Here is a 23,535-nt window from a genome sequence, read left to right as displayed (position 1 = left end):
AAACGATTAAGGGGAAGGTGCTTTTGCGTTATTGTTTAACCAAAAGCACCTTCCCCTTGCTTTAAGGATATTATTCTATAAAATTTACTGACATATTCGTGTTTCCAATCTTTTTCGAACATCTGAAACAACGGATTGCCAATACCTAGGCTCAGTTGTTACTGTTTTTTTGAATGATGCAAACATCGCTTTTTGTTTATCAGGAAAATCCGGAGCATCCTGTGGTGGCAATTCAGTTCTTTTTTCAGATACAAATTGTTGGACCTCCGGTGACCTTGGACCCCAAACAGCTTGTTCTTCACCCTTTTCATCAATAAAAATAAAGATTGGAATAGAGCGGGATGTCCCATTTGTTAAATATTGATCCATTAGCTCCAAATTTTCATCTCGAATAAGAAATCTCGTCTCGATTGAGGCAACTTCAGCCAGCCTTTGCAAAACAGGTACACAAAGTGCTGCATCTCCACACCAATCGGCAGTTAGAGTAATGATTCTAAGGTTCTTATTTTTTAACTCCGAAAAATACTGAACATCTTCGTGGTTTAGTTCTAATTCTTTATATACTCCCTCTAACTCAGGCCGATTTACTTGCATGTAATTCACGTATTCTGTAAAAGTCATTCCTTTTGAAAACCAATTGTTTAATGACATAAAAGACCCAATCCTCCTCGGAATTCCGGTTTTTCCCATCTTACCATATTATTATTAATTCCTAAATTTTTGTGCTCAAGGGAACACTTTTTGAAAATTTAGTGAAAGTGAAAAATTACCACCTTTATTTTACTAAAACTATATTGTGAAAATTCGATTAATTTAATATAATTTCACTAATACCTTCTTCTTTTTTATCTATGGGTTAGTTTCCAAATTGCACATTGTACGTAATGGTAGTCGTTATCGTTGAATATGTAGACACAAAACTTTAGAGACAAAACTGTATAAGTTAAGCAAGCCAGTATCGAATACTCCCGACGGAAGTTTTCAGAGGAGGAATGTAGGTTGGGTGTTTGTAAAGAATGTTCTTTAGAGATTAATGGTAACAGCAAGCAAGGAAGTAAGTTAACAAAATACCATAGATGAAAATTGGAGGAGAGAAGATGACAAAAAAGAAATTAAATAAGCGAGTTATTAAAATGATTAAGTCACATATGAAAGAGCAAGAACAAAAACAAGTAAATTGGCAAAAATCCGTATTACGTGAGGAAAACATAAGTTTCAAATAATTGTATTTGGAAAGCCCTTTCAAGGCAGATGAGTACAAGTTGATAAAGAAGAAGGTTGGACAGTTCACTCATTCTGGAGTGAACTGTTTATTTTTTTATTTATATAAAAAAGGTTGACGGTGGAAATAAATTACTCTATAATCCAAATTATCATAATTTTAAAAAATAAATAAATTTACTTATCAAGAGTGACGGAGGGAACAGGCCCGAAGAAGTCCGGCAACCACAAGCGATGCTTGTAAGGTGCTAAATCCTGCAGACAAAATTGTCTGAAAGATAAGGTTGAATGAGGCTACAAAACCCTTCTTCCTTATCGGATGAAGGTTTTTTTGATTTTGATTCAAATGAACAATTGAATAAAAGTAAATCTCTTATCAAGAGTGACGGAGGGAACAGGCCCGAAGAAGTTCGGCAACCACAAGCAATGCTTGTAAGGTGCTAAATCCTGCAGACAAGATCATGTCTGGAAGATAAGAGGAGGTGGCTCCTCTTCTTATGGAGAGGGGTTTTTCATTTTACAGAAAACCCCTCCCTTAGGCGTATAAATCTAAGTTTATACATCGAAATAGGAGGTAATAAAATGGCGAAAAAACATAATTGAAATAAAAATCTAACGACATAATCTTGCATCTAAAATATGACAAATGAAAAGAGGAAGAGAAAATGAAAAAACTAATTGGAATTATATTAAGCACATTATTATTGATTGGAGTTGTTGGTTGCTCAAGCAGTTCAAGTTCGTCAAATAATACCGGTGCTGAAGGTGAGAATAGTGGGGGAGAAGCCAAAAAGCCGAAAAAGATTGTTCTCGATTATGCTTACTATTCACCAACAAGCTTAGTACTTAAAGAATTCGGTTGGGTTGAAGAAGCATTCGCCCAAGATGATATAAAAATAGAGTTCGTATTAAGTCAAGGAAGTAATAAAGCACTGGAGTTTTTAAACAGTGGCAGCGCGGATTTTGGTTCGACAGCGGGTGCGGCAGCCTTAATGGCAAAAGCGAAAGGGGCTCCAATTGAATCCGTCTATATTTATTCAAAGCCTGAATGGACAGCATTAGTTACAGGTAAAGATTCAGCAATAAAATCTGTTGAAGAATTAAAAGGTAAAAAAGTAGCGGCAACAGTTGGTACAGATCCTTATATTTTCTTACTTCGTGCATTAGATGAGGTTGGGCTAACAGCAAAAGATATTGAAATCGTGGCTTTACAGCATAGTGACGGTGCTTCAGCGTTAGCAACGAATCAAGTGGATGCATGGGCAGGACTTGACCCACATATGGCAAGAGTTGAGGTTGAAACAAAGGCAAATCTGTTTTACCGAAATGTAGATTTCAATACGTACGGAGTTCTAAATGTTCGCAGCGAATTTGCAAAAGAATATCCAGAACAAGTGAAAAAGGTTATCGAAGTTTATGAGAAAGCAAGAAAATGGGCAATTGAAAATCCAGATGAATTAGCTGAAATCCTTGTAAAACATGCCCAAATTTCACCAGAGGTAGCGAAGAAGCAATTAGAGCGTAATGATTTCTCTGAACCAGTACCAGGAGAGAAGCAAATTGAAGCATTAAATGCTGCCGGAATAGTATTGCAAAAGGGAGACATTATCGATAAGAACACAGATGTATCAACGCTTGTTAATGAATTAATTAATCCTGAATTTGCGAAAGAGGTTATTAAGTAAAGGGTCCGACACCCACAAGAAAGGGGAATTCAATAAGATGGAAAGAAATAGTGCTTCAGTTGTTGGGAATATTGGAATAGGGAAGAAAACGAAAAAGTCCGTCCAACGATCAGGTAAACTGCAGCCCCTTATTTGGGGAAGTATCCTGCCGGTAATATTAATCATAGCTTGGGAGTTTTTAAGTAAGATCGGTGTTTTTCCAAAGCATTTATTACCTGCTCCGACGATTATTATTAGTAAGATTATTGAAATGGGACAGGATGGAACGCTTTGGGGCCATCTAGGTATAACGCTATACCGTATTTTCTTCGGATTTGTACTTGGCGTAGGGTTTGCAGTTGTCCTAGGAGCTATTGTTGGCTATTTGAAAAAAGCAGAGCTTTTACTTGATCCTATATTCCAGGCATTTCGTTCTATTCCATCGTTAGCATGGGTTCCTCTATTTATTTTATGGATGGGGATCGGGGAGCCATCTAAAATTGCGTTAATTGCAGTTGGGGTATTTTTCCCGGTTTATTTAAATATTGTTTCCGGGATTCAAGGTGTTGACCGCAAAATAATTGAGGTAGGGCGTATCTATAATTTTACAACCTATCAATTGATAAAAAGAATCATTTTACCTGCATCATTGCCATCATTCTTAGTTGGTATCCGCAGTGGTTTAGGATTAGGCTGGATGTTTGTCGTTGCCGCAGAATTAATGGGTGCAAGTAAAGGCATTGGATATTTATTAGTTTATGGACAAAATACGTATTCACCAGAGTTAATCATCGCTAGTATCGTCCTATTTGCAATAATGGGAAAACTAACAGATTCCCTTCTAAAAGGGCTCGAGGGAAAAGCACTGCACTGGCAAGACTCTTTTGTGAAGAATTGAGGGTGGAAAAATTATGTTAGCAATTGAGAATGTAACAAGAACGTTTGAAAATGGAGCAGGTTTTAAAAATATCGATTTGACAGTAAATGAAGGCGAGATTATTGGAATCCTTGGAACAAGCGGTTGTGGGAAAAGCACTTTGCTAAGGGTTTTGTCTGGTTTGGACCAAGGCTATAAAGGAACGATCAAAATTAATGATGAGGTTATCACTTCAGTTCACAAAAAAATTGGAATGGTGTTTCAGGAAGCAAGGCTAATGCCTTGGTTAACTGTTATTGAAAATGTTGGTTTTGGATTAAAAGTAAAGGATCAATCAGAACGGAAGAAAAAAGCGCAACAATTAATTCAATCCGTTGGGTTAACAGGTTTTGAAAATCAGTATCCAAAGGATCTATCAGGTGGTATGGCACAAAGGGTGGCAATTGCGAGGGCGCTTGTATCAGCTCCGGAAATATTGCTTTTAGATGAGCCCTTCAGTGCATTAGATGCTTTTACGAAAATGAAGCTGCAAGATTTATTGCTTTCAATTTGGAATGAATATAAATCTACATTTGTGTTAGTAACACATGATATTGATGAGGCATTATATCTTTGTGATCGGATTTTAATATTAAGAGGGCAGCCTGGCATTGTGTATGAAGAATTGAAAATTGAGGCGCCAAGACCAAGAGCCCGTGGAGATTTATTGCTTGCACAGCTAAAAGACAAAGTTTTAAGTCACTTGGACTTATCAAAACAAGAGTAAGGGGATTATAAAATTGATTACATCTTTAGTAAAATATCTAAATCCTGCCCGGGGAGACTATAATCTTTCTAATTATCAAAAGGTTCGTGAAGAGTTTTCTTGGGAGGAAGTGAAAAAGAATTTCTCCTGGTACAAAACGAACAAAGTCAATATGGCTTACGAGTGTATTGACCGTCATGTGGCGGATGGGTTCGGTGAAAAAATAGCCATTCATTATGTTAACGGGGAAGAAGAAATTAAATATACATTTAAAGAGGTTAAAGAGAAAACAGATCACCTGGCAACGGTTTTAAAGAAGCATGGGATTCACAAAGGTGATATTGTCTTCGTTTTTTTACCTAAACATCCTGATTGTTTAATAGCTACTTTGGCAGTGATTAAACTAGGTGCAATCGTAGGGCCACTATTTGAAGCTTTTATGGAGGAAGCAATCAAAGATAGAATTTCAGATTGTGAGGGAAGGTATCTCATTACCAACTTGGAATTAGGGATTCGTGTTCCAAGGGATGAACTGCCAACTTTAAAAAAGATTTTTTACACAGAAGATGTGGATCAATGCTTGAATGGAGAAATTTCATTAGTGGGGGAGTTAAGGAACACTGAAATAGATAACAACGTTTTGGAATGGGTCGATTTTGAACATGGTTTAAACATCCATTATACAAGTGGCTCAACAGGAAAACCGAAGGGGATCATCCATGCGCACCGGGCAATGATTCATCAATATTTAACCGGGAAATGGGTGCTCGATTTAAAAGAGGATGATGTGTATTGGTGCACGGCCCATCCAGGTTGGGTAACCGGAACTGTATACGGGATTTTTTCCCCATGGTTAAATAGAGCGACGATTGTCATTAATGGAGGACGCTTTGATGCGCATTCTTGGTATAAAGCGATTGAGCGAACTAAGACAACAGTTTGGTACAGTGCTCCAACAGCCTTTAGAATGTTAATGGCTGAGGGAAATGATCTTGTGTGTGAGTATGATCTTTCTTCATTGCGACATTTGCTGAGTGTTGGTGAGCCTTTGAATCCTGAAGTGATTTATTGGGGTCAGGAGGTATTAGGGAGAAGAATTCATGATACATGGTGGATGACTGAAACCGGTGCCCAGTTAATTGTGAATTTACCATCTGAAGTGATCAAGCCTGGTTCAATGGGGAGGGCTTTTCCTGGAATTGAAATTGCCGTGTTAGATGATGACGGCGAGCGCCTCCAGCCTGGTGAAGTTGGTCATTTGGCAGTAAAAGCGCCATGGCCAGGAATCATGAAGGAAGTATGGAGAAATAAAGAGAAATATGATTCCTATTTTAAATTTGATGGCTGGTATATATCCGGAGATTTAGCAACGATTGATGAAGATGGCTACATCTTTTTCCAAGGCCGCAGTGACGACATGATCAACTCATCAGGCGAAAGAATTGGCCCATTTGAAGTCGAAAGTAAATTGATCGAACATCCAGCTGTTGCTGAAGCGGGTGTCATTGGTAAGCCAGACCCACTTCGTGGTGAGATTGTAAAAGCATTTATTGTGCTGAGAAAAGGGTATGAAGCTAGCGCACATTTAATAGAAGAAATCCGTCTTTTTGTAAGACAAAAGCTTGCCGCCCATTCAGCTCCCCGCGAAATTGAAGTCTTAGATGAATTACCAAAAACAAAAATAAGCGGGAAAATCTTAAGAAGAGAGCTTAAACGATTAGAGCTGCAAAGATTAGGGGAATAAAATAGGAAGCAGGGGGTTCTCCTGCTTCCCGGGACAGAGGGACGGGTTCTCTGGTCCTTTTGTATATTTATTAGCTTAATATTTTATAAAGCTCATTAAGCTTCCTAATTTCATAGGTTGGCTTAATGGTTGTTTTATTCGGATTCTTTTCCGGGTTAAACCAACAGGAGTCGAGTCCCGCAAGTTCGGCTCCTTTTATATCAGAACCTAATGAATCACCAATAACTAAGCTTTGTTTTTCGGTGAATTTAGGAATCCGTGAAAAAACATAATCAAAGAATTCTTTCCTTGGCTTTTGATAACCGATATCATCCGAAACAAAAACATTCTTAAATAGAGGATGTAGCCCCGAAGCACGTAAACGTTTATCCTGAGTTTCGGACACTCCATTTGTGATAATATACAGATCAAATTCCTTCTCCAAGTCTTTAATCAATTCAAAGGCTCCATTAATTAGTTGGTACCCTTCTCTTAAGTAACTTCGAAATCTCTTTTCTAACAATATTCCATCGACTTCTTGACCGTATTCCCTAAAAAACTTCGAAAAGCGGGAATTCAGTAATTCATCCCGGCTGATCTCACCAGCCTCATAAGACCACCAAAGTCCTTTGTTGAATTTTTTGTAATGGGATTCTATTTCTGGCGTTAAGGTTAATTTCTGCTCCTTAAATAATTGACGCAATGCCGCACTTTCCGCAGCACCAAAGTCTAAGAGTGTATCATCAACATCGAATAATAGGGTTTTGTACCTTTTCAATATGCTCACCTCTGGATGGTTTCCTTTATGTTTTTACCTATTGTACTATCATTTGAAAAGAAATGGCTATATTATGACTTATTTTGATTTACAATGGATTAAACCTCAGAAGTTTCATACAATGAGGGGGGAGATCTTCAACAAGTATTAATTGTTGCCCTAAAATCTTGGAGGAAAATTATATCAATGCAACTTATAATTACGTTTTTAATTCTGGGGATTACGATCGCCCTTTTCATGAGCAATCGAATTCGTGCTGATTTTGTTAGTTTGTTAGCTTTGTTAGCTCTTGTTTTGACAGGAATATTGGAACCAGCAGAGGCTTTGGCTGGATTTTCAAACTCAGTTGTTATCATGATTGCCGGTTTATTTGTTGTAGGAGCAGGTATTCTTCGTACAGGCCTTGCACAAAAGGCTGGTAATCTGCTTTTAGATTGGTCCGGTAACAGCGAGAAAAAATTATTTGTTTTACTATTATTAATAGTGATTTTTGTTGGGTCATTTATGAGTAATACCGGAACAGTTGCGATTATGCTGCCGGTTGTGATCAGCATTGCGATAAGTATTAAAAAAGATGTTTCAAAGTTTTTAATCCCACTTTCTTATGCAGCAAGCTTATCAGGGTTAATGACATTAATTGCTTCTCCACCCAATTTGATTATCAGTCAAACACTAGCGGAGCATGGCTTTGAACGTTTGAAATTTTTTGATATAACCCCAATTGGGATTATTGCAGCGACAACAGGGATTATTTATCTTTTTTTAGTAAGAAATATATTGCTACCGAATGGGCAAAACAAAAAGCAAACAGAAAACAATCAATTGTCCCCTAAGGATCTTATTCAAAACTATCATTTAGAAGGAATTTTACATCGAGTTCAAATTACGGAAGTATCTCCGATGGTAGATAAATTGTTGTCAGATTTAAAGATCCCGGCACAATATCAGCTATGTATTTTGAAAATTGATCGAAAAGCCGGAGAGGGCAGAAGTCTTTTGCCAATTACATATCAAGAGATGGCTGGACCTGCAAGTGTGATCCATCCTAAGGATATTCTTTATATTCAAGGCTCCCGTGTGCAGGTTGAAAAATTGGTGAATGATTATCAACTTGTATTAGAAACAGAAGAGCTGGAAAGTAATCATCTCGTCTCTAGTCAACTTGGAGTTGCAGAGGTCCTATTAACCCCTTATTCAAAATTAATTAACAAAACAATTCGTGAAATTGATTTTAGGGAAAAATATAATTTAAATATTATTGGGATTAACCGCAAAGGTACATATATCTTAAAAGAGATGTCAAATGTCCATCTTCGTTTTGGTGATGCCCTTTTGGTGCAAGGATCGTGGGACGAAATTGACTTACTTTCTAAAGAAACAAAAGATGTCGTAGTTGTTGGTCAGCCGAAAGTGCATGCAAGTATGGCTTCCGCTAGTGGAAAAGCACCAATAGCCGGAATTATTCTGCTTTTCATGGTCGTTTTAATGATTTTGGAAGTATTTCCACCAGTTATTTCAGTGTTAATCGGAGCGGTGTCAATGATTATCACTGGATGTTTGCGGAATATGGATGACGCCTATAGTCAATTGAACTGGGAAAGTATTATCCTGATCGCTTGCATGCTTCCTTTAGCTACAGCCTTGGAAAAAACAGGCGGAATGGTGTATCTGTCCGAAGGGATTATTCGTTTGCTCGGTGATTATGGACCGACCGGCGTATTGATAGGTATTTATTTAGTCACCATGGTGTTTGGGCAATTTATTAGTAATACGGCAACAGCTGTTTTGTTTGCTCCAATTGCGATGAATGCCGCACTTGGTATCGGCGTTAGCCCGTATCCGTTTTTGATTGCAGTTGCGGTTGCAGCCAGTATGGCCTTCGCTACACCAGTTGCATCACCGACGAATGCGTTGGTCATGACGGCAGGTGGCTACAAGTTCAGCGACTTTGTGAAAATCGGTATTCCAATGCAAATTGTCATGTTTATCGTGATGATGCTGGCAATTCCAATGATTTTTTCATTTTAAATAGAGGCTGACCTTAGGTCAGCCTCTTCCACTATGATTTTGAGCCAAAGAACCCGACCCTGTGTCCCGTTTTTGCTTTCTTCGATTATGTTGTAGTAAGACCCGTTTAAGTATGGGTGGTACGGCGAAATAAATAAAAAACAATCTGAACAATTGATAGCCGGTTACCATAGATAGGTCTGCGTTCACCTCATGAGCAATGATGGCCATTTGTTCCATTCCACCAGGGGCTAGACTTAAGAAGGCTGTCGCGAGTGAAAATTGGTAGAAGTGCATAAATATAAAGCTAAGGGCAAAAGAAGCGCCAACCATTACCACCCCGTTTAGAAGGGCTAATGGAATGGTTTTTGCTTTGTTTTGCAATTTTTCTGGTTTCAATAATAATCCAATATACCCGCCAATCATTAACTGGGAAAGATCTAATAATGAAGAAGGGGCTGCTGGCCCTCCAAAGCCCAAAACATTTAGGATTGCCGTGCCCAGAATAGGACCTACTAGATAGGCAGTTGGTAACTTAAGCTTTTTACCCATTTTGGCAAAAATGAAAGATAGGAACAAAAAGAAAACGAGTAATGTTACTGGGAATTCCTTAAGTGTCACTTCATTTAGAAGTGTTCCAGATGTTACTGGAATTTCTCCCATAGGAAATAAAGGGGAGAAAATAAGTAATGGAACAAAAATAACTATCATGAGCATTCTTGTAACCTGAAAGAAGGTGACTGTCGTTATATCAATCCCTTTAACCTCTTCCGCAAAAATAATCATTTGGGTAAGTCCACCAGGAATACTCCCGGTTAAAACGGTGGGGTAGTCCACCCCTGAAAGTCTAGAAACCAAGTAAGCACCAATGGCTGCGATGATGGTGATTGTCAAGGTTATTAGAAGCATGGAAGGAATTTTGACAATCATTTGTAGGAGAGAGCTTTGGGTAAAGGATAAACCAATTGAATAACCAACTATGATTAATCCAGTATCTCTAACCCATCTTGGCCAAGTTAAAAATTGAACTGACCGGAAGCGAGATGTAATTAAAATAGCCGTCATCGAACCCAATAACCAAGGTATGGGCAATCCAAATAGGGTAAAGATGAACCCACCGATGCTTGCGATTACAAGTGTACCTAAGAATTGTATTGTTTTATGATTCGTCCGTAAACGCAATGTTGCCATTATAAAACCTTCTTTGTTGTAAGATACTTATATTATAAAATTATAATACAAGTAAGTGAATTGAACTACGAATAGGATTTCCCAATTCAATAGAAAATGGGCCGGAGAACCCGACCCTGTTGTCCCAAAACCCCGACCTCTGTGTCCCGCTTATGAAGCCTTCGCCTCTAAATTCTCAACAACCTGAGGTTTTGCCCCAAATTTGTCTAATACTAACCCCGTAACAGTACCAACAAGAGCGGGAACAACCCATTCCATTCCGACAGAGGAAAGAGGAAGCATTTCTTTCATCGTTTGCAATGGTCCAAGATCAAGGCCGAATGCATTTAATCCTCCCATTACAGCAACAATTCCTGTAAATAACATCGCGCTGCCATAAACTTTTCTTTGGCTTCTATAGTAGCGGCTGAAGAAGGTTAATGTGATCAATACAATAGTCAACGGATAAGCCGTTACTAAGAATGGAACCGAAACTTTCAAGATTTGATTTAAGCCTAAATTTGATAATGTAAAACCAACCAATGTAACAACCAAAATAACTGTTTTATAATTGGCTTTCGGAATTAATTCTGAAAAATAATGGCCACATGCAGTAGTTAATCCAACAACTGTAGTAAAACAAGCAAGTGTAAAAATTAAGCCAAGTAACATCGTACCGTTTTGACCTAATAACAAAGTTGCAGCAGTAGAAAGAATTTCCGTCCCATTTTCAAATGTTCCTGTTCCAGCCATTCTTGCACCAATTACACCAAGACAAACATAGATCATTGATAGTAAGATTCCTGCAATTAAACTTGCTTTTAAAGTATAGTTTCTTAATTGTTTACTGTCTTTTACACCGCGTTTTTTGATTGCCGAAAGAATTACAATCCCAAAAGCTAGAGCAGCAAGGGCGTCCATCGTGTTATATCCTTCAAGAAATCCTGTGAAAAAGGCACCTGATGTATATTGCTCTGTTGGGTGTTGAAATGGCGAATCAAGCTTAACAAAGCCGACTACACATAATACAACCATTGCAAGAAGTAGAGTCGGGGTAATAAAACGACCCATATACTTTTCCATTTTAGTAGGATTTAAACTAACCATATAGACAAGTGCGAAAAATAATACAGAAAACAATAATAAAACTAATGTCTTATTCATTGATCCACCCATATAAGGGGCAAAACCCATTTCAAAAGCCACATTTGCATTTCTGGGGATTGCTAAGAAAGGTCCGATACATAAATAAACAGCAACTGTAAATACCGTACTAAAAACAGGATGTACCCGATTTCCTATTGTTTGTACACCGCCCTTTACTAATGAAATAGCTAAAAGAACGATGAAAGGAAGACCGACTCCTGTTACGATAAAACCTGCCATTGCCAACCAGTAGTTCACTCCCGAACTTGCACCAAGCACTGGTGGAAAAATTAGATTTCCAGCTCCAAAGAACATTGAAAATAGCATAAATCCGATAAATAAAGTATCCAGTTTTTTCATCATCAATCTCTCCTTTTGTTATTTTTAAAAAACAAAAAGACCCGTCCCAAAAATAGGGACGAGTCTATAGCTCGCGTTACCACCCTTATTCCGTATATATAAATATACGACACTCAGTCAACGTACCATCATACGTGTTCCATCGTAACGGCGGACAACCCGTCAAAGCTTACTGTTTTCAGCTTTGCATCTCAGAGATGATTTTCGGATAAAGCCTGAACGTCGATTTTCACCAAGCATCGACTCTCTGGGGAACGGGGATTTTATCTTACTCTTCTCGTCATTGATTTTCTTGTTTGATAGTATATTAGCAAAACTTTAAATTATTAGTCAATAGTTTTATTTAAATTTTTTCATTGGGACAGAGGGTCGGGAACTATGGCACGAATTGTAGATGAATGTCAAAATAATAAACCAAAGTGGTGTTAATAATAATGGAATTCGTGTATCCTTTGCAAAGAGCATAACTACTAAAATAAATGCAAATAAAGCTAAAACAACATAATTAATAAACGGTGTTAATGGAGCTTTAAAGGTTGATTTCGCTCTTAAATCTGGACGACTCTTCGTATAGCGTATATGTGAAATTAGAATAATGCTCCAAACCCAAATGAAACAGATGGCGCTGATCGTTGTAACGATCGTAAAAGCTTGCTCCGGTACAACCTTGCTCAATAGGGCACCGACGGAAAGAACAATCGCTGACGTAACTAAGGCATTGCTTGGAACATGATTCTTATTCAAAATCGTAAATTTGTGATGTGCCAATTTATTGGAACTCAAATTATATAAAATTCTGCTCGTTGAAAATAAACCACTATTGCACGCAGATGCAGCAGATGTCAACACGACAAAATTGATAATACCTGCAGCAACCGGGATACCAATCAATGAAAATACTTCTACGAAAGGGCTGCTTGATGCACTCAACTTATCCCAAGGATTAATACAGAGAATAACAAAAAGTGCTCCAACATAGAAAAGTAGAATCCGAACAGGGATTTTATTAATTGCGGATGGTATACTTTTTTGCGGATTAGCTGTTTCTGCAGCTGAAACGCCTACCAACTCCACGCCGACAAAAGCAAAGACTACCATTTGTAATGAAAATAAGAAACCCGTTACTCCGTGTGGGAACATCCCCCCGTGGCTCCAAAGATTTGTGACCGAAACAGTTCCAGTATTCGTTTGAAATCCTATAACTAATAGGACAATTCCAACAATAATCAAAGCAATGATGGTGATTACTTTAATGATCGCAAACCAAAACTCTAATTCTCCGAACAGCTTAACGGTTAATAAATTGAAACCTAATAAAATAACAAGACAGATAAGAGCAGGTACCCATTGTGGGATGTCAAACCAGTATTGCGTATAGACACCGACTGCAATAATATCCGCCATTGCGGTCATAATCCAGCAAAACCAGTAGGTCCAACCAGTTACAAAGCCCGCCCAAGGACTGATATAGTCGGTAGCAAAGTCAGTGAAAGACTTATAACCGGAATTAGATAAAAGCAACTCTCCCAGAGCCCTCATAACAAAAAACAATGCAATACCGACAAGTAAATAGGTGAAAATAATCGATGGACCAGCCAGTTGGATTGACTTTCCTGATCCTAAAAATAAACCTGTACCGATCGTGCCCCCAATTGCAATAAGCTGGACATGACGGTTTTTTAAATCACGTTTTAATTCCTTTGTAGCCAATTTTTACGCCCCCTGTAGATACTATTTTGATATTATTCACAAGGACATTAGGCAACAAAAAATGAGATTGGATACTTCCAATCTCATAGAATAGCAGAATAACAATTTTATTGTCGTTACTCTTCTGTTCTTTTGCCTGAGATTGTGAATCCTTCGGCGCTGTACTAGGTACAGTCTCTCCAGAAGCCGCTCCAACTATAGTGTTATCCATAGCTTTCATCGCAAACTAGTATTTAGTTTATATTGATATATTATATTTTAAAAATATAACAGAAATTTTAGCACTTATAGCTTATTTCGTCAATGCACGAATAAATAGATGTATCTTTTTGCCTTGAGTAAATTTTTTTGGTTTGAATTAGGTGCCTTTTCAATAATACTGTAAAACTAAGAGAAACATAGAATTATTTTATTGACATATATAAATTATTGATATTTCTTTTATTGATTAAAATATATTATTCTTATTTCAAGAGAATTATTGAAAGGAGCCCTTATATATATGGAAACAGAAGTTTTAGTAGTCGGTGGCGGAAACGCCGCTATGGCAGCTGCCCTGTCAGCCCGTGATCGCGGTGCAAAAGTGCTAGTGATTGAACGTGCTCCTCACTTTTACCGTGGAGGAAATAGCAGACTTACTCGCGACTATAGATGTATGCACTTGGAGGAAAGCGAGTATATGCAGGGCCAATATACGGAAGAGGAATTTATGGACGATTTAAAACGTGTGGCCGGAGGAGAAATAAATGAAAGTCTTGCTAGATTAATAGTAAGAAAATCGGCAGAGCTTCCTGATTGGTTAGAGAGTCAGGGTATTCGTTGGCAGCCAACACTTTCCGGAACACTTCATTTAGGTAGAACGAATATATTTCAGCTTGGCGGTGGGAAAGCCGTAATGAATTCTTATTATCAGACAGCCAAGAAAAAAGGTGTAGAAGTATTGTACGATGCCAAGCTTGAAGATGTGGTTATAGAAAATAATGAGTTCAAGGCTGCGAAGGTACTTATAGATAATAAAGTAGTGATAATCAAAGCAAAGGCGATTATTTTTGCGTGTGGTGGTTTTGAAGCAAATATTGAATGGCATAAGCGCTATTGGGGTGAAGCTGCTGATAATTTCATTATCCGTGGAACCCCATATAATACTGGTAATGTCCTTGAAATGCTATTAAATAAAGGGGCTGCCCAAGTGGGTGAAAAGGACGCATTCCACGCAGTAGCTGTTGATGGTAGAGCGCCTAAGTTTGATGGTGGTATCGTAACACGTCTTGATAGTGTACCGTTTGGAATTGTGGTTAACAAGAATGGTCAAAGATTCTATGATGAAGGGGAAGACTTCTGGCCAAAACGTTATGCAATTTGGGGTGGATTAATAGCTAGACAACCTGATCAAGTGGCCTACTCAATTATTGATAGCGAAGCCCGAATGAGATTCTTGCCTTCCGTTTGGAAACCTGTTGAAGCACCAACAATTAAGGAATTAGCTGGGAAGCTAGGCCTTAATCCGGAGGCTGTGGAGAAAACGGTGAAAGATTTTAATAACGCATGTCGTCCTGGAAACTTTAATCCTGCAGAATTAGACGATTGCAAAACAGAAGGTCTAACACCACAAAAGAGTCACTGGGCATTAAAAATTGAAAAGGGTCCGTTTTATGCTTATCCACTTAAAACGGGAATTACCTTCACATATCTTGCAGTGAAAGTGACCGAGGAAGCAAGAATGGTCATGGATGATGGAAGTGTTACTAAAAATATGTTTGCTTGCGGAGAAATTGCCGCCGGAAACGTACTGAGACGAGGCTATTTAGCCGGATTTGGACTTACAATGGGAGCTAGTATGGGAAGAATAGCAGGGGAGGTAGCAGCGAATGCAATCTAACGATTCTAAAGATTTAGATTTAGTGGAAGATGGAAAACGCCAAATGGAATTATGTAACGCTTGCCGCTATTGCGAAGGCTATTGTGCTGTATGGCAGGCTATCGAATGGCGTAGGGACTTCAGCGATACCGATATGACTTATCTGGCAAATTTATGTCATGATTGTCGGGATTGTTACTATGCATGTCCATTCACAACTCCTCACGAGTTTGGTATAAATCCGCCACAATTATTTGCAGGTTTACGTGAGGAAACTTATCGAAAATATGCTTGGCCTGGTAAATGGGCAAAGGCATTAGGGGATAGTGTTGCAGGATTTTGGGCAACTTTTGTTTTCGCAATAATATTTGTAATAGGTTTTGTTTTTGCGAATAGTGGATTTGATGGATTATTCCGCCCGCAAACTGGTGATGGTGCATTTTATGTATTTTTCCCAGAAAATTTAATGATTGGTGTATTTGTTGCATTAGGATTATGGATGGTTGCAGGATGGGGTATTGGAGCTAACAGATTTTGGAGTGATATACGATCTACCAAATCTGAAAAAGACAGAGTATTATTCAAGGATATTAAGAAGGCTACATTATATGCAGCAAGTCTCAAGTACTTAGATGGTGAGGGCGCGGGTTGTACTTATCCATCAGAAGAGCCGGCTAAGGCTCGCAGAACGTTCCATCATCTTGTAGGCTATGGATTCCTACTTGATTTAGCATCTACAACGCTAGCATCCTTTTATGCACACTTTTTACACATTCCAGCACCATATCCTTTATTACACCCTGTTGTAATATTAGGATCAGTTGGAGGAATTATGCTTATCATCGGTCTTTGTGGACTTCTTTATCTTAAATCAAAAAGTGATAAAGAAGTTAATGATGAAAAGGCTGTTAAGACAGGATCTGCTTTTACATGGGCATTGTTGCTTGTTGCGGTAACAGGAATGGTGCTATTAGCATTCCGTGAAACAGGTGCAATGACAATGTTATTAGCTATCCATTTAGGTAGTGTCGCTGCATTATTCTTCACAGCACCATATTCTAAATTCTCTCATTTTGTATATCGCTATTTATCCCTTGTTAATTTTGCACAAGAGGAACGTGTAGCGCATGAGGCAGAAGTAGCTCAAAAAGCGAAACCTGCTAAAAAACCTGTTGCTATCGCTGGGGGAATTGCAAGCAAGAATTAATAAATTAAGTGTTCCCAATCCTTTCCCCAAAGGATTTATTATAATAGAGTTTTTAGAAAAGAAGGAATCGTCATGATTCCTTCTTTTCTGCTTAATTCAATCGCAATAATCGCTTAAAAAGTCAATAAAAGCTTTAACATATGCTAATTGCAAGGTGTTTTCTCGATAGATAATCCAGGTTTTTCTTAACAGTGGTTTACCATCACTGGTTATTATAGGAGCCATATAAAGGGGTTCTTCCTCCTTCACACAAATACTTGGAAGAATTGCATATCCGAGACCGTTCAAAACCATTTGTTTACAGGTATCTATCCTATCCACCTCCATTGAAATTCTTGGTGGAACTTTATACTTTTCTTGCCACCAATTGTCAATAAGGCTTTTCAAAGACGGGTCTGTTTGATAATTGATTCTTGAAAGTGTAGGTAATTCGTCAAAGTCAATAGGATTTATCGATGCAATACAAATTTTTTCCTCGCGAAATAAAACCTTGTTTCCTTGCCAGTTATAATCACCACGAACAATTCCAAGATGCACTTCTTCTTTATGGAGCATTTGATTTATTTCAGAACTCCACCCGGTTTTTAAATTAATATCAACATTAGGGTATCGATAGAGAAAATTTTTCATAATGAAGGGCAATTCATAACGAGCGAACATCCCGGAAACACCAAGTCTTAATGTCCCTTTAATTGTATCTTCTAAATTTAGGATATACTCCTTTGCTTTCTGTAGTTGCATAAGCATTTCTTTTGAGTATTGAACAAGATACTCACCCTGAACTGTAAATTCTACGCCTTTTTGACCCCGAGAAATGATCGTAGCGTCAAATTCCTTTTCGAGTTGTTGAATCCTATATGTGAGGGATGGTTGAGAAGTGTACAGTCGTTGGGCTGCTTTTGTTATATTTCGTTCTTCATATAATGTCTGCAAAATATTCCAATCTTTTTCATCCAAAGCTTTTTCCTCCTTTCCAAAAAGTAAAGAATTATTTTATTAATTTAAAATGTAAAACAATATATGATATTTTTCAATAAAAATTTTTTATCGAATTATATAAAACAATGATATTTTATTTATTTATGAAATTTTAATAGGATAAAAGGAAGGTCATAATAAATAATCTTAGGAGGGAAAATATGTCTGAAAATTATTTATATGAAACAGATGTGATTGTTATCGGTGCCGGTAATGCAGGCATGTGTGCAGCATTGTCTGCAAAAGAAAATGGTGCGGATGTAATTGTATTAGAAAAAGCACCTAAAAAGGAACGAGGAGGAAACAGTGCATTTTCTGCTGGTACTATGCGCTTTGCTTATAACGGAATAGAGGATTTATTAAATGCAGTTCCAAATCTTACTAAAGAAGAGATGGCGAACTCAGACTTTGGAACCTATACGACAGAGCAATTCCTAGATGATATTACTAGGGTTACACAATCTCGCACAGAAATGAGTTTAGCTAACATACTAGTCCGTGAAAGCTTAAATGCAATGGTGTGGCTGCGTTCAAAAAAAATTAGATTTGTCCCGATTTATGGTCGACAGGCTTTTAAGGTAAATGGGAAATTTACGTTCTGGGGTGGATTAGCAATTGAGGTTGTTGGAGGAGGTCCTAAGTTAATAGAAACTCTTCATAAAACTGCTGAAGAAGAAGGGGTAAAAATTTTATACGATGCTGAAGCGACCTCAATATTACATAACGATGACACTATATGCGGAGTAGAACTAAAAATAAAGGGCAAGACAGTGAGGATAAAAAGTAAGGCAGTTGTCTTGGCTTCAGGTGGGTTTCAAGCAAATACCGAAATGAGAACACGTTACTTAGGTGCAGGCTGGGAGTTAGCAAAAGTTCGTGGAACCCGTTATAACACAGGTGAGGGAATCCAGATGGCCTTAGCAGTTGGAGCAAGATCCTACGGCCATTGGTCCGGATGTCATGCAGTTAGTTGGGATTATAGTGCGCCAGAGTTTGGTGACTTGGCAATAGGTGATGGTTTTCAAAAGCACAGTTATCCGTTTGGAATTATGGTTAATGCAACAGGGCAAAGATTTGTTGATGAGGGGGAAGATTTTCGAAACTACACTTATGCAAAGTATGGAAGGGTAATTTTGGAACAACCAGGACAATTTGCGTGGCAAATATTCGATCAAAAAGTTGTCCACTTATTAAGGGATGAATACCGGATTAAGCATGTGACTAAAGTTAAGGCTAAAACAATTGAAAAGCTAGCACAGAAATTAGACGGTGTTGATTCTGCAGAATTTTTGGAATATATAAAAAGATACAATGAGGCAGTTCGATTAGAGGTTCCATTCAACCCGAATATAAAGGACGGACGAGGAACAGTAGGGCTTGAGGTTCCTAAAACTAACTGGGCAAATACAATTGATGAAGGACCATTTGAAGCTTATAAGGTTACTAGTGGAATTACCTTTACGTACGGTGGGGTAAGAATTAACGAGAAAAGTGAAGTAATAAATACTTTTGAAAAACCAATTTCAGGATTATTTGCTGCGGGAGAACTTGTGGGTGGTCTTTTTTACTTTAATTATCCAGGTGGTTCTGGGCTAACAGCTGGCTCTGTCTTTGGTAGGATCGCAGGGGAAAATGCTGCGAAATTTGCAATTGCAAGAATGGAAGAAGTTACGGTTTAAACAAATTTAATAGTTTGTTTTTACTATAGCGAATGATGTTATATTAAGAAAATTTTTTATTTACTTATATATTTTTAAACTTTATCATATTAGATATATATTTTGTTTAAATATCTACCTTTACCATACTAATATAGCTAGCGAAAATATTTTTTAACTATTATAACTATACAGAAAAATTGAATCATTAAAAATTTTTATGGTAACAGATAAACAACTAGTATTTTTGTTATGGTACAAGCGGTGATAAAATCAGTTTTGTAGTAAGTTAATTTAAAAGATTTGCAATTTTAAGTAAAGGGGAGAAAAAAGTTGAGAGGAATTGAAAGGGGTTTCACCAAGAATAAAAAACTAATGAATATAGCGAAAATGTCGCTACTTTCATTAGCACTGCTATTTCCGTTAGCTGGTTGCGGAGGTAATGAAGCAAGTTCTACAGAAGCTGCTAAAGGAGATTCGGATGCAGGTTATCAAAAACTATCAATTAAATTGTCACACGTTGCATCAGATAATACTCCTAAGGGATTAGCGGCTCTTAAATTCAAAGAATTAGTTGAATCAGAAAGTGGCGGTAATATCGAAGTTAAGGTTTATCCTTCCGGTCAGTTATACGGTGACAATGATGAGATTGAAGCAGTTCAAGCGAATAACGTTCAGATCATCATACCTTCAGCTGCTAAGTTAAGTGGTTTCGAGGAAACATTTGAGATTTTTGACCTACCATTTATGTTCAAAAACGAAGAACACCTTCGTGCCTTTGAAGATGGTGAAGGTGGACAAGAGCTATTAGCTACACTAGACGAGTATGGTATGAAAGGTCTTTCATTCTGGCCTAATGGTTTCAAACATATTACAAATAATAAAGTAGCTGTTGATGATCCAAGCGATGTTAAAGGATTAAAAGTCCGTACACATGGTGGACAAATCATCAATGAAGTGTATGAGACAATGGGAGCTTCTTCAACAAAGATTGCATTCAATGAAACATATCAAGCGCTTCAATTAGGAACAATTGATGGTCAAGAAAATAGCATTGTTAATATTGAAACTCAAAAATATGGTGAAGTCCAAAACCATTTGACACTTACAAGTCATGCTAGATCTGAATACGCTGTTGTTACAAATAAACAATGGTGGGATGGACTTGAGCCAAAAACACAAGAGTTATTAACAAAGGCAATGAAAGAGGCTACTAATGAAGGTAGAAATCAAGTAGAAAAGCTTGAAACTGAAGCAATTGAAAAAATTAAAAGTGAAGGCAAAATGGCAATAGTTGAATTAACAGATGAACAAAAAGAAGCATTTAAACAAGCTATTCAACCTGTTTTTGATAAGTGGGCACAAAAAATGAACCAAGATATTATTAACAAAGCTATTGAAGCTGGAAATTAAGAAAGAGAGTTTACCTCTCTTTTTTAATAAATTAAAAGGTTTTCTGGAAGGTGGTTAGGGTATGAATGCTATAAAAAAAGTCTATTCATTTTTAGAGGATTTCTCCTCCGGGATTTTCTTTATTACTGGTCTTTTGTTAATGTTTTATGAAGTACTAATGCGCTACGTCTTTAATTCTCCAACGACGTGGATAAACGAGACTGCTAGTATAATAGTAGTCTGGGGAATTCTGTTAGGTTTATCTATCGGACTTCGTGATAATCATCATATTAGTGTTGATATTTTTTATGCAATACTCCCAAAAAAAATGCAAAAGTTCGTTGATATTTTCGCTAATCTTGTCGGAATTAGCTTCTGTATATTCTTTATCTATAATGGAATTGTTTTAGTCAATCATACTTTTGCAAGTGGCCAAGTGACAATGGATACGAGGATGCCATTTTGGATTTATTATCTAGTTATTCCTATCTCAGGACTAACATTTTTGATTCGTTTTATTGAAAGGATAGTAAATATAATTAAAAATAATGACGGGGGGCAACTAGATGGCAACCATTCTGCTTTTTAGTTCATTTGCAATTTTACTACTTCTCAGAGTCCCGATAGCTGTTTCATTAATAGCTGCAACAACATTTGTGTTTTGGATGGATGGAAGTTTTAGTATGTGGACAATTCCACAAAAAATCTTTACAAGTATGAACTCTGTTACATTAATGGCGATCCCGGGCTTCGTCCTAGCTGGAACAATTATTGCCAAAGGTGGGATTGCTAAATATTTAATTGAATGTTTAAGATCTTGGATTGGCCACGTATCTGGTGGTTTATCTGTAGTAACGATTGTGGCTTGTATGTTCTTCGCTGCGATTAGTGGTTCAAGCCCTGCGACAGCAGCTGCGATTGGATCTATTATGATTCCAGCTATGGTAAATGCAGGATATAGCAAGAGATATGCAATGGGGTTGGTTGCGTCAGCAGGTACACTGGGTATCCTAATTCCCCCTAGCATCCCTTTAATCGTATACGGAGTTGTAACAGAACAATCCATTGGAGCGTTATTCATGGCTGGTGTAATTCCAGGAATTGGATTAACAATATGTCTTATTATCTACGCAATAATCTACGCTCGTATTAAAGGCTATGGGAAATTAGAAAAAGCGAGCTGGTCCGAAAGAATTTCAAGCTCGAAGAAAGCTATATGGGGTGCATTTTTACCTGTATTAATATTAGGATGTATATACTCCGGTGCAACAACACCGACTGAAGCATCGATCGTATCTTCTGTATATGCCGTCATTATTTCATTATTTGTATATAAAGAAAGATCACTTCAAAAATGGAAAGAAATCCTTAATGAGAGTATTGGCATCACAGCAATGATAATGCTAATTATCGCAGGAGCAATGACGTTCTCATTGTTCATGACACAAGAACAAATTCCTCAAGCACTTGCTGCTAAAATGATGGCTATGGAATCACTTGATGTCGTTCTATTCTTTGTACTAACAGCAATTTTATTCTTTATTTTGGGTATGTTCTTAGAATCATCGTCTATTATGCTTATAACCTTGCCATTGTTGTTACCAATCATGATAACATTGGGCATCAACCCAATTCATTTTGCGATTGTCATGATTATAAATATGGAGATTGCACAAATTACTCCTCCGGTTGGTTTGAATTTATTCGTAATTGGCGGTATTGCTAAATCTAAATTAGATGAGGTATTTAAGGGAGCCTTTCCATTTATTATAGTTATGATCATCTATATGATCATAGTTATGGCATTTCCGGAACTCTCTCTTTGGTTACCAAACAGGTCAGTATAATTTAGCGTGATTGAGCAATAAGAAAGTGGAAAAACATCCACTTTCTTATTTTATTCTAAAAACTGAGGGGGATTACTTATGGCAAACTATAAAATTGGGGTTCTGAATGGTGATGGAATAGGACAGGAAATTACAAAGGCGACTGTCGAAGTAGTAAAGGCAGCAACAAAACTGGTAGGTTCTACACAATTTGAATTTATACAATTACCTATGGGATGGGAAGCAATTGAAAAATATGGTGAACCAATGCCGCAAATTGTTAAAGATACATTAGCGGAGACGCATGGATGGATCTTGGGTCCACACGATTCTTCATCATATCCAAAAGAACACAAGTTAAAACGTAATCCGAGTGGAGAACTACGACATTATTTTGATTTGTATGCGAATGTTCGTCCAGCAAAAACAATCACAGGGATAAATGGGGTTGTCAAGGAAGCGGACTTGGTTATTTTCCGCGAGAATACAGAAGGTTACTACCCAGATAGAAATATGTTCGTAGGTGAAGGAGAATGGAAGATAACGCCTGATGTTGTTATTTCAGCGGGTGTATTTACTAGAAAGGCTATTGAAAGAATAGCACATTCTGCTTTTCAAATGGCAGAAAAAAGGCGGAAAAAGGTAACGATTGTTCATAAAGCGAATGTCATCAAATTAGGCTCAGGTCTATTCTTAGATGTTTGTCGTGAGGTGGCTCAGAATTATCCAGATGTCAAAATAGATGATTACCATATAGATGCGATGACTGCTCATTTAGTGCGGCGGGCAAAGGATTTTGATGTAATTGTAACAGAGAATATGTTTGGGGATATTTTATCTGACTTAGCCGGAGAACTAGTTGGTAGTTTAGGGCTTGCGCCATCAATCAATAATAATGAAAATATGGCAATGGCTCAAGCAGCACACGGCTCGGCACCGGATATTGCAGGGAAAAATATCGCAAATCCAATGGGAATCATGTTATCAACGGTTATGTTATTAGATTGGTTAAGTAGTAGACATGAAGAACCGCGGCTTTCTGAAATTTCGCACATGGTTGAGAGTGGAATATTGAATGTTATTAATGATGGAATCAAAACAAAGGATTTGGGTGGTTCCGCGTCTACTACGGAGTTTACTGAGGCTATAATTGAGAGAATTCAACTCAAAGATAGGTTTGAAAGATAGTTTTGAAAAGCTAAAGGTGATTAGACA

Annotated in this window: 19 protein-coding genes, 3 riboswitches and 1 other annotated feature; of the genes, 13 read left to right on the top strand and 6 right to left on the bottom strand. The window is 37.6% G+C overall.

Annotated elements, in window-relative coordinates; translation table 11 throughout:
- Nucleotides 1-84: 84 nt before the first annotated feature.
- Nucleotides 85-651, bottom strand: a complete 567-nt coding sequence (locus BAZO_RS06755; RefSeq protein WP_003330614.1) for a thioredoxin family protein — start codon at nucleotides 649-651, stop codon at nucleotides 85-87.
- Nucleotides 652-1,097: 446 nt separating this feature from the next.
- Between BAZO_RS06755 and BAZO_RS23185 the strand changes: the two genes are divergently transcribed.
- From BAZO_RS23185 to acsA, 5 genes are all read left to right on the top strand, one after another.
- Nucleotides 1,098-1,223, top strand: a complete 126-nt coding sequence (locus BAZO_RS23185; protein WP_268869816.1) for a hypothetical protein — start codon at nucleotides 1,098-1,100, stop codon at nucleotides 1,221-1,223.
- Nucleotides 1,224-1,399: 176 nt separating this feature from the next.
- Nucleotides 1,400-1,506: riboswitch (SAM riboswitch) on the top strand.
- A gap of 85 nt (nucleotides 1,507-1,591) precedes the next feature.
- Nucleotides 1,592-1,700: riboswitch (SAM riboswitch) on the top strand.
- 186 nt (nucleotides 1,701-1,886) lie between these two features.
- Nucleotides 1,887-2,906 (top strand): aliphatic sulfonate ABC transporter substrate-binding protein, encoded by a 1,020-nt coding sequence (locus tag BAZO_RS06750; protein WP_003330613.1) that lies wholly within the window; start codon nucleotides 1,887-1,889, stop codon nucleotides 2,904-2,906.
- A 37-nt stretch (nucleotides 2,907-2,943) separates the two neighbouring features.
- A complete protein-coding gene (locus BAZO_RS06745) occupies nucleotides 2,944-3,783 on the top strand; it encodes an ABC transporter permease (RefSeq protein WP_003330611.1) in 840 nt (279 codons plus the stop codon).
- Nucleotides 3,784-3,796: 13 nt separating this feature from the next.
- Nucleotides 3,797-4,528: an ABC transporter ATP-binding protein gene (locus BAZO_RS06740; protein WP_003330610.1), complete on the top strand. Its 732-nt coding sequence runs from the start codon at nucleotides 3,797-3,799 to the stop codon at nucleotides 4,526-4,528.
- Between the two features lie 13 nt (nucleotides 4,529-4,541).
- The gene (acsA, locus tag BAZO_RS06735; RefSeq protein WP_003330609.1) at nucleotides 4,542-6,251 is read left to right on the top strand and encodes an acetate--CoA ligase; all 1,710 of its coding nucleotides are present in this window, start codon (nucleotides 4,542-4,544) and stop codon (nucleotides 6,249-6,251) included.
- Nucleotides 6,252-6,321: 70 nt separating this feature from the next.
- Here the strand turns inward: acsA and BAZO_RS06730 are convergent, their stop codons facing one another.
- Nucleotides 6,322-7,008, bottom strand: a complete 687-nt coding sequence (locus BAZO_RS06730; protein WP_003330608.1) for a YjjG family noncanonical pyrimidine nucleotidase — start codon at nucleotides 7,006-7,008, stop codon at nucleotides 6,322-6,324.
- A 186-nt stretch (nucleotides 7,009-7,194) separates the two neighbouring features.
- Here BAZO_RS06730 and BAZO_RS06725 point away from each other — a divergent pair, with 186 nt between their 5' ends.
- Complete coding sequence (locus tag BAZO_RS06725) at nucleotides 7,195-9,036, top strand: SLC13 family permease (RefSeq protein WP_003330607.1); 1,842 nt, start codon at nucleotides 7,195-7,197, stop codon at nucleotides 9,034-9,036.
- Nucleotides 9,037-9,054: 18 nt separating this feature from the next.
- Here BAZO_RS06725 and BAZO_RS06720 read toward each other — a convergent pair whose 3' ends face one another.
- From BAZO_RS06720 to BAZO_RS06710, 3 genes are all read right to left on the bottom strand, one after another.
- Nucleotides 9,055-10,206: an AbrB family transcriptional regulator gene (locus BAZO_RS06720; RefSeq protein WP_003330606.1), complete on the bottom strand. Its 1,152-nt coding sequence runs from the start codon at nucleotides 10,204-10,206 to the stop codon at nucleotides 9,055-9,057.
- A gap of 150 nt (nucleotides 10,207-10,356) precedes the next feature.
- Nucleotides 10,357-11,691, bottom strand: a complete 1,335-nt coding sequence (gene brnQ / locus BAZO_RS06715) for a branched-chain amino acid transport system II carrier protein (RefSeq protein ID WP_003330605.1) — start codon at nucleotides 11,689-11,691, stop codon at nucleotides 10,357-10,359.
- Nucleotides 11,692-11,742: 51 nt separating this feature from the next.
- Nucleotides 11,743-11,984 (bottom strand) — a binding site (T-box leader).
- A 46-nt stretch (nucleotides 11,985-12,030) separates the two neighbouring features.
- Nucleotides 12,031-13,401, bottom strand: coding sequence for an amino acid permease (locus tag BAZO_RS06710; protein ID WP_003330604.1), 1,371 nt, complete (start codon nucleotides 13,399-13,401; stop codon nucleotides 12,031-12,033).
- A gap of 114 nt (nucleotides 13,402-13,515) precedes the next feature.
- Nucleotides 13,516-13,594: riboswitch (glycine riboswitch) on the bottom strand.
- A 309-nt stretch (nucleotides 13,595-13,903) separates the two neighbouring features.
- Here BAZO_RS06710 and tcuA (BAZO_RS06700) point away from each other — a divergent pair.
- Complete coding sequence (gene tcuA, locus BAZO_RS06700; RefSeq protein ID WP_003330602.1) at nucleotides 13,904-15,280, top strand: FAD-dependent tricarballylate dehydrogenase TcuA; 1,377 nt, start codon at nucleotides 13,904-13,906, stop codon at nucleotides 15,278-15,280.
- Nucleotides 15,270-16,466, top strand: coding sequence for a tricarballylate utilization 4Fe-4S protein TcuB (gene tcuB, locus BAZO_RS06695; RefSeq protein WP_003330601.1), 1,197 nt, complete (start codon nucleotides 15,270-15,272; stop codon nucleotides 16,464-16,466). Before tcuA (BAZO_RS06700) ends, tcuB begins: the two co-directional genes overlap by 11 nt.
- 96 nt (nucleotides 16,467-16,562) lie before the next feature.
- Here tcuB and BAZO_RS06690 read toward each other — a convergent pair whose 3' ends face one another.
- Nucleotides 16,563-17,423 (bottom strand): LysR family transcriptional regulator, encoded by an 861-nt coding sequence (locus tag BAZO_RS06690; RefSeq protein WP_003330600.1) that lies wholly within the window; start codon nucleotides 17,421-17,423, stop codon nucleotides 16,563-16,565.
- A gap of 182 nt (nucleotides 17,424-17,605) precedes the next feature.
- Here BAZO_RS06690 and tcuA (BAZO_RS06685) point away from each other — a divergent pair, with 182 nt between their 5' ends.
- From tcuA (BAZO_RS06685) to BAZO_RS06665, 5 genes are all read left to right on the top strand, one after another.
- A complete protein-coding gene (gene tcuA / locus BAZO_RS06685) occupies nucleotides 17,606-19,123 on the top strand; it encodes an FAD-dependent tricarballylate dehydrogenase TcuA (RefSeq protein ID WP_003330599.1) in 1,518 nt (505 codons plus the stop codon).
- Nucleotides 19,124-19,435: 312 nt separating this feature from the next.
- Nucleotides 19,436-20,515, top strand: coding sequence for a DctP family TRAP transporter solute-binding subunit (locus BAZO_RS06680; RefSeq protein ID WP_003330598.1), 1,080 nt, complete (start codon nucleotides 19,436-19,438; stop codon nucleotides 20,513-20,515).
- Between the two features lie 61 nt (nucleotides 20,516-20,576).
- The gene (locus BAZO_RS06675; RefSeq protein ID WP_003330597.1) at nucleotides 20,577-21,083 is read left to right on the top strand and encodes a TRAP transporter small permease; all 507 of its coding nucleotides are present in this window, start codon (nucleotides 20,577-20,579) and stop codon (nucleotides 21,081-21,083) included.
- Nucleotides 21,061-22,341: a TRAP transporter large permease gene (locus BAZO_RS06670; RefSeq protein WP_003330596.1), complete on the top strand. Its 1,281-nt coding sequence runs from the start codon at nucleotides 21,061-21,063 to the stop codon at nucleotides 22,339-22,341. The genes BAZO_RS06675 and BAZO_RS06670 overlap by 23 nt, the downstream gene beginning before the upstream one ends.
- A gap of 78 nt (nucleotides 22,342-22,419) precedes the next feature.
- On the top strand, nucleotides 22,420-23,508 hold the full coding sequence (locus tag BAZO_RS06665) for an isocitrate/isopropylmalate dehydrogenase family protein (protein WP_003330595.1): 1,089 nt from the start codon (nucleotides 22,420-22,422) through the stop codon (nucleotides 23,506-23,508).
- Nucleotides 23,509-23,535 lie beyond the last annotated feature (27 nt).

Source organism: Schinkia azotoformans LMG 9581, assembly GCF_000307855.1.
Taxonomy (GTDB): Bacteria; Bacillota; Bacilli; order Bacillales; family Bacillaceae_J; genus Schinkia; species Schinkia azotoformans.
This window is presented reverse-complemented; position numbering and strand designations above follow the sequence as displayed.

Bases quoted from the DNA above. Each gene is read 5' to 3' on its own strand.
- BAZO_RS06740 (WP_003330610.1), top strand. From the start codon at position 3,797: ATGTTAGCAATTGAGAATGTAACAAGAACGTTTGAAAATGGAGCAGGT.
- BAZO_RS23185 (WP_268869816.1), top strand. From the start codon at position 1,098: ATGACAAAAAAGAAATTAAATAAGCGAGTTATTAAAATGATTAAGTCA.
- BAZO_RS06720 (WP_003330606.1), bottom strand. From the start codon at position 10,206: ATGGCAACATTGCGTTTACGGACGAATCATAAAACAATACAATTCTTA.
- BAZO_RS06725 (WP_003330607.1), top strand. From the start codon at position 7,195: ATGCAACTTATAATTACGTTTTTAATTCTGGGGATTACGATCGCCCTT.
- tcuA (WP_003330602.1), top strand. From the start codon at position 13,904: ATGGAAACAGAAGTTTTAGTAGTCGGTGGCGGAAACGCCGCTATGGCA.
- BAZO_RS06670 (WP_003330596.1), top strand. From the start codon at position 21,061: ATGGCAACCATTCTGCTTTTTAGTTCATTTGCAATTTTACTACTTCTC.
- brnQ (WP_003330605.1), bottom strand. From the start codon at position 11,691: ATGAAAAAACTGGATACTTTATTTATCGGATTTATGCTATTTTCAATG.
- BAZO_RS06755 (WP_003330614.1), bottom strand. From the start codon at position 651: ATGTCATTAAACAATTGGTTTTCAAAAGGAATGACTTTTACAGAATAC.
- BAZO_RS06675 (WP_003330597.1), top strand. From the start codon at position 20,577: ATGAATGCTATAAAAAAAGTCTATTCATTTTTAGAGGATTTCTCCTCC.
- BAZO_RS06750 (WP_003330613.1), top strand. From the start codon at position 1,887: ATGAAAAAACTAATTGGAATTATATTAAGCACATTATTATTGATTGGA.
- tcuB (WP_003330601.1), top strand. From the start codon at position 15,270: ATGCAATCTAACGATTCTAAAGATTTAGATTTAGTGGAAGATGGAAAA.
- BAZO_RS06745 (WP_003330611.1), top strand. From the start codon at position 2,944: ATGGAAAGAAATAGTGCTTCAGTTGTTGGGAATATTGGAATAGGGAAG.
- BAZO_RS06665 (WP_003330595.1), top strand. From the start codon at position 22,420: ATGGCAAACTATAAAATTGGGGTTCTGAATGGTGATGGAATAGGACAG.
- tcuA (WP_003330599.1), top strand. From the start codon at position 17,606: ATGTCTGAAAATTATTTATATGAAACAGATGTGATTGTTATCGGTGCC.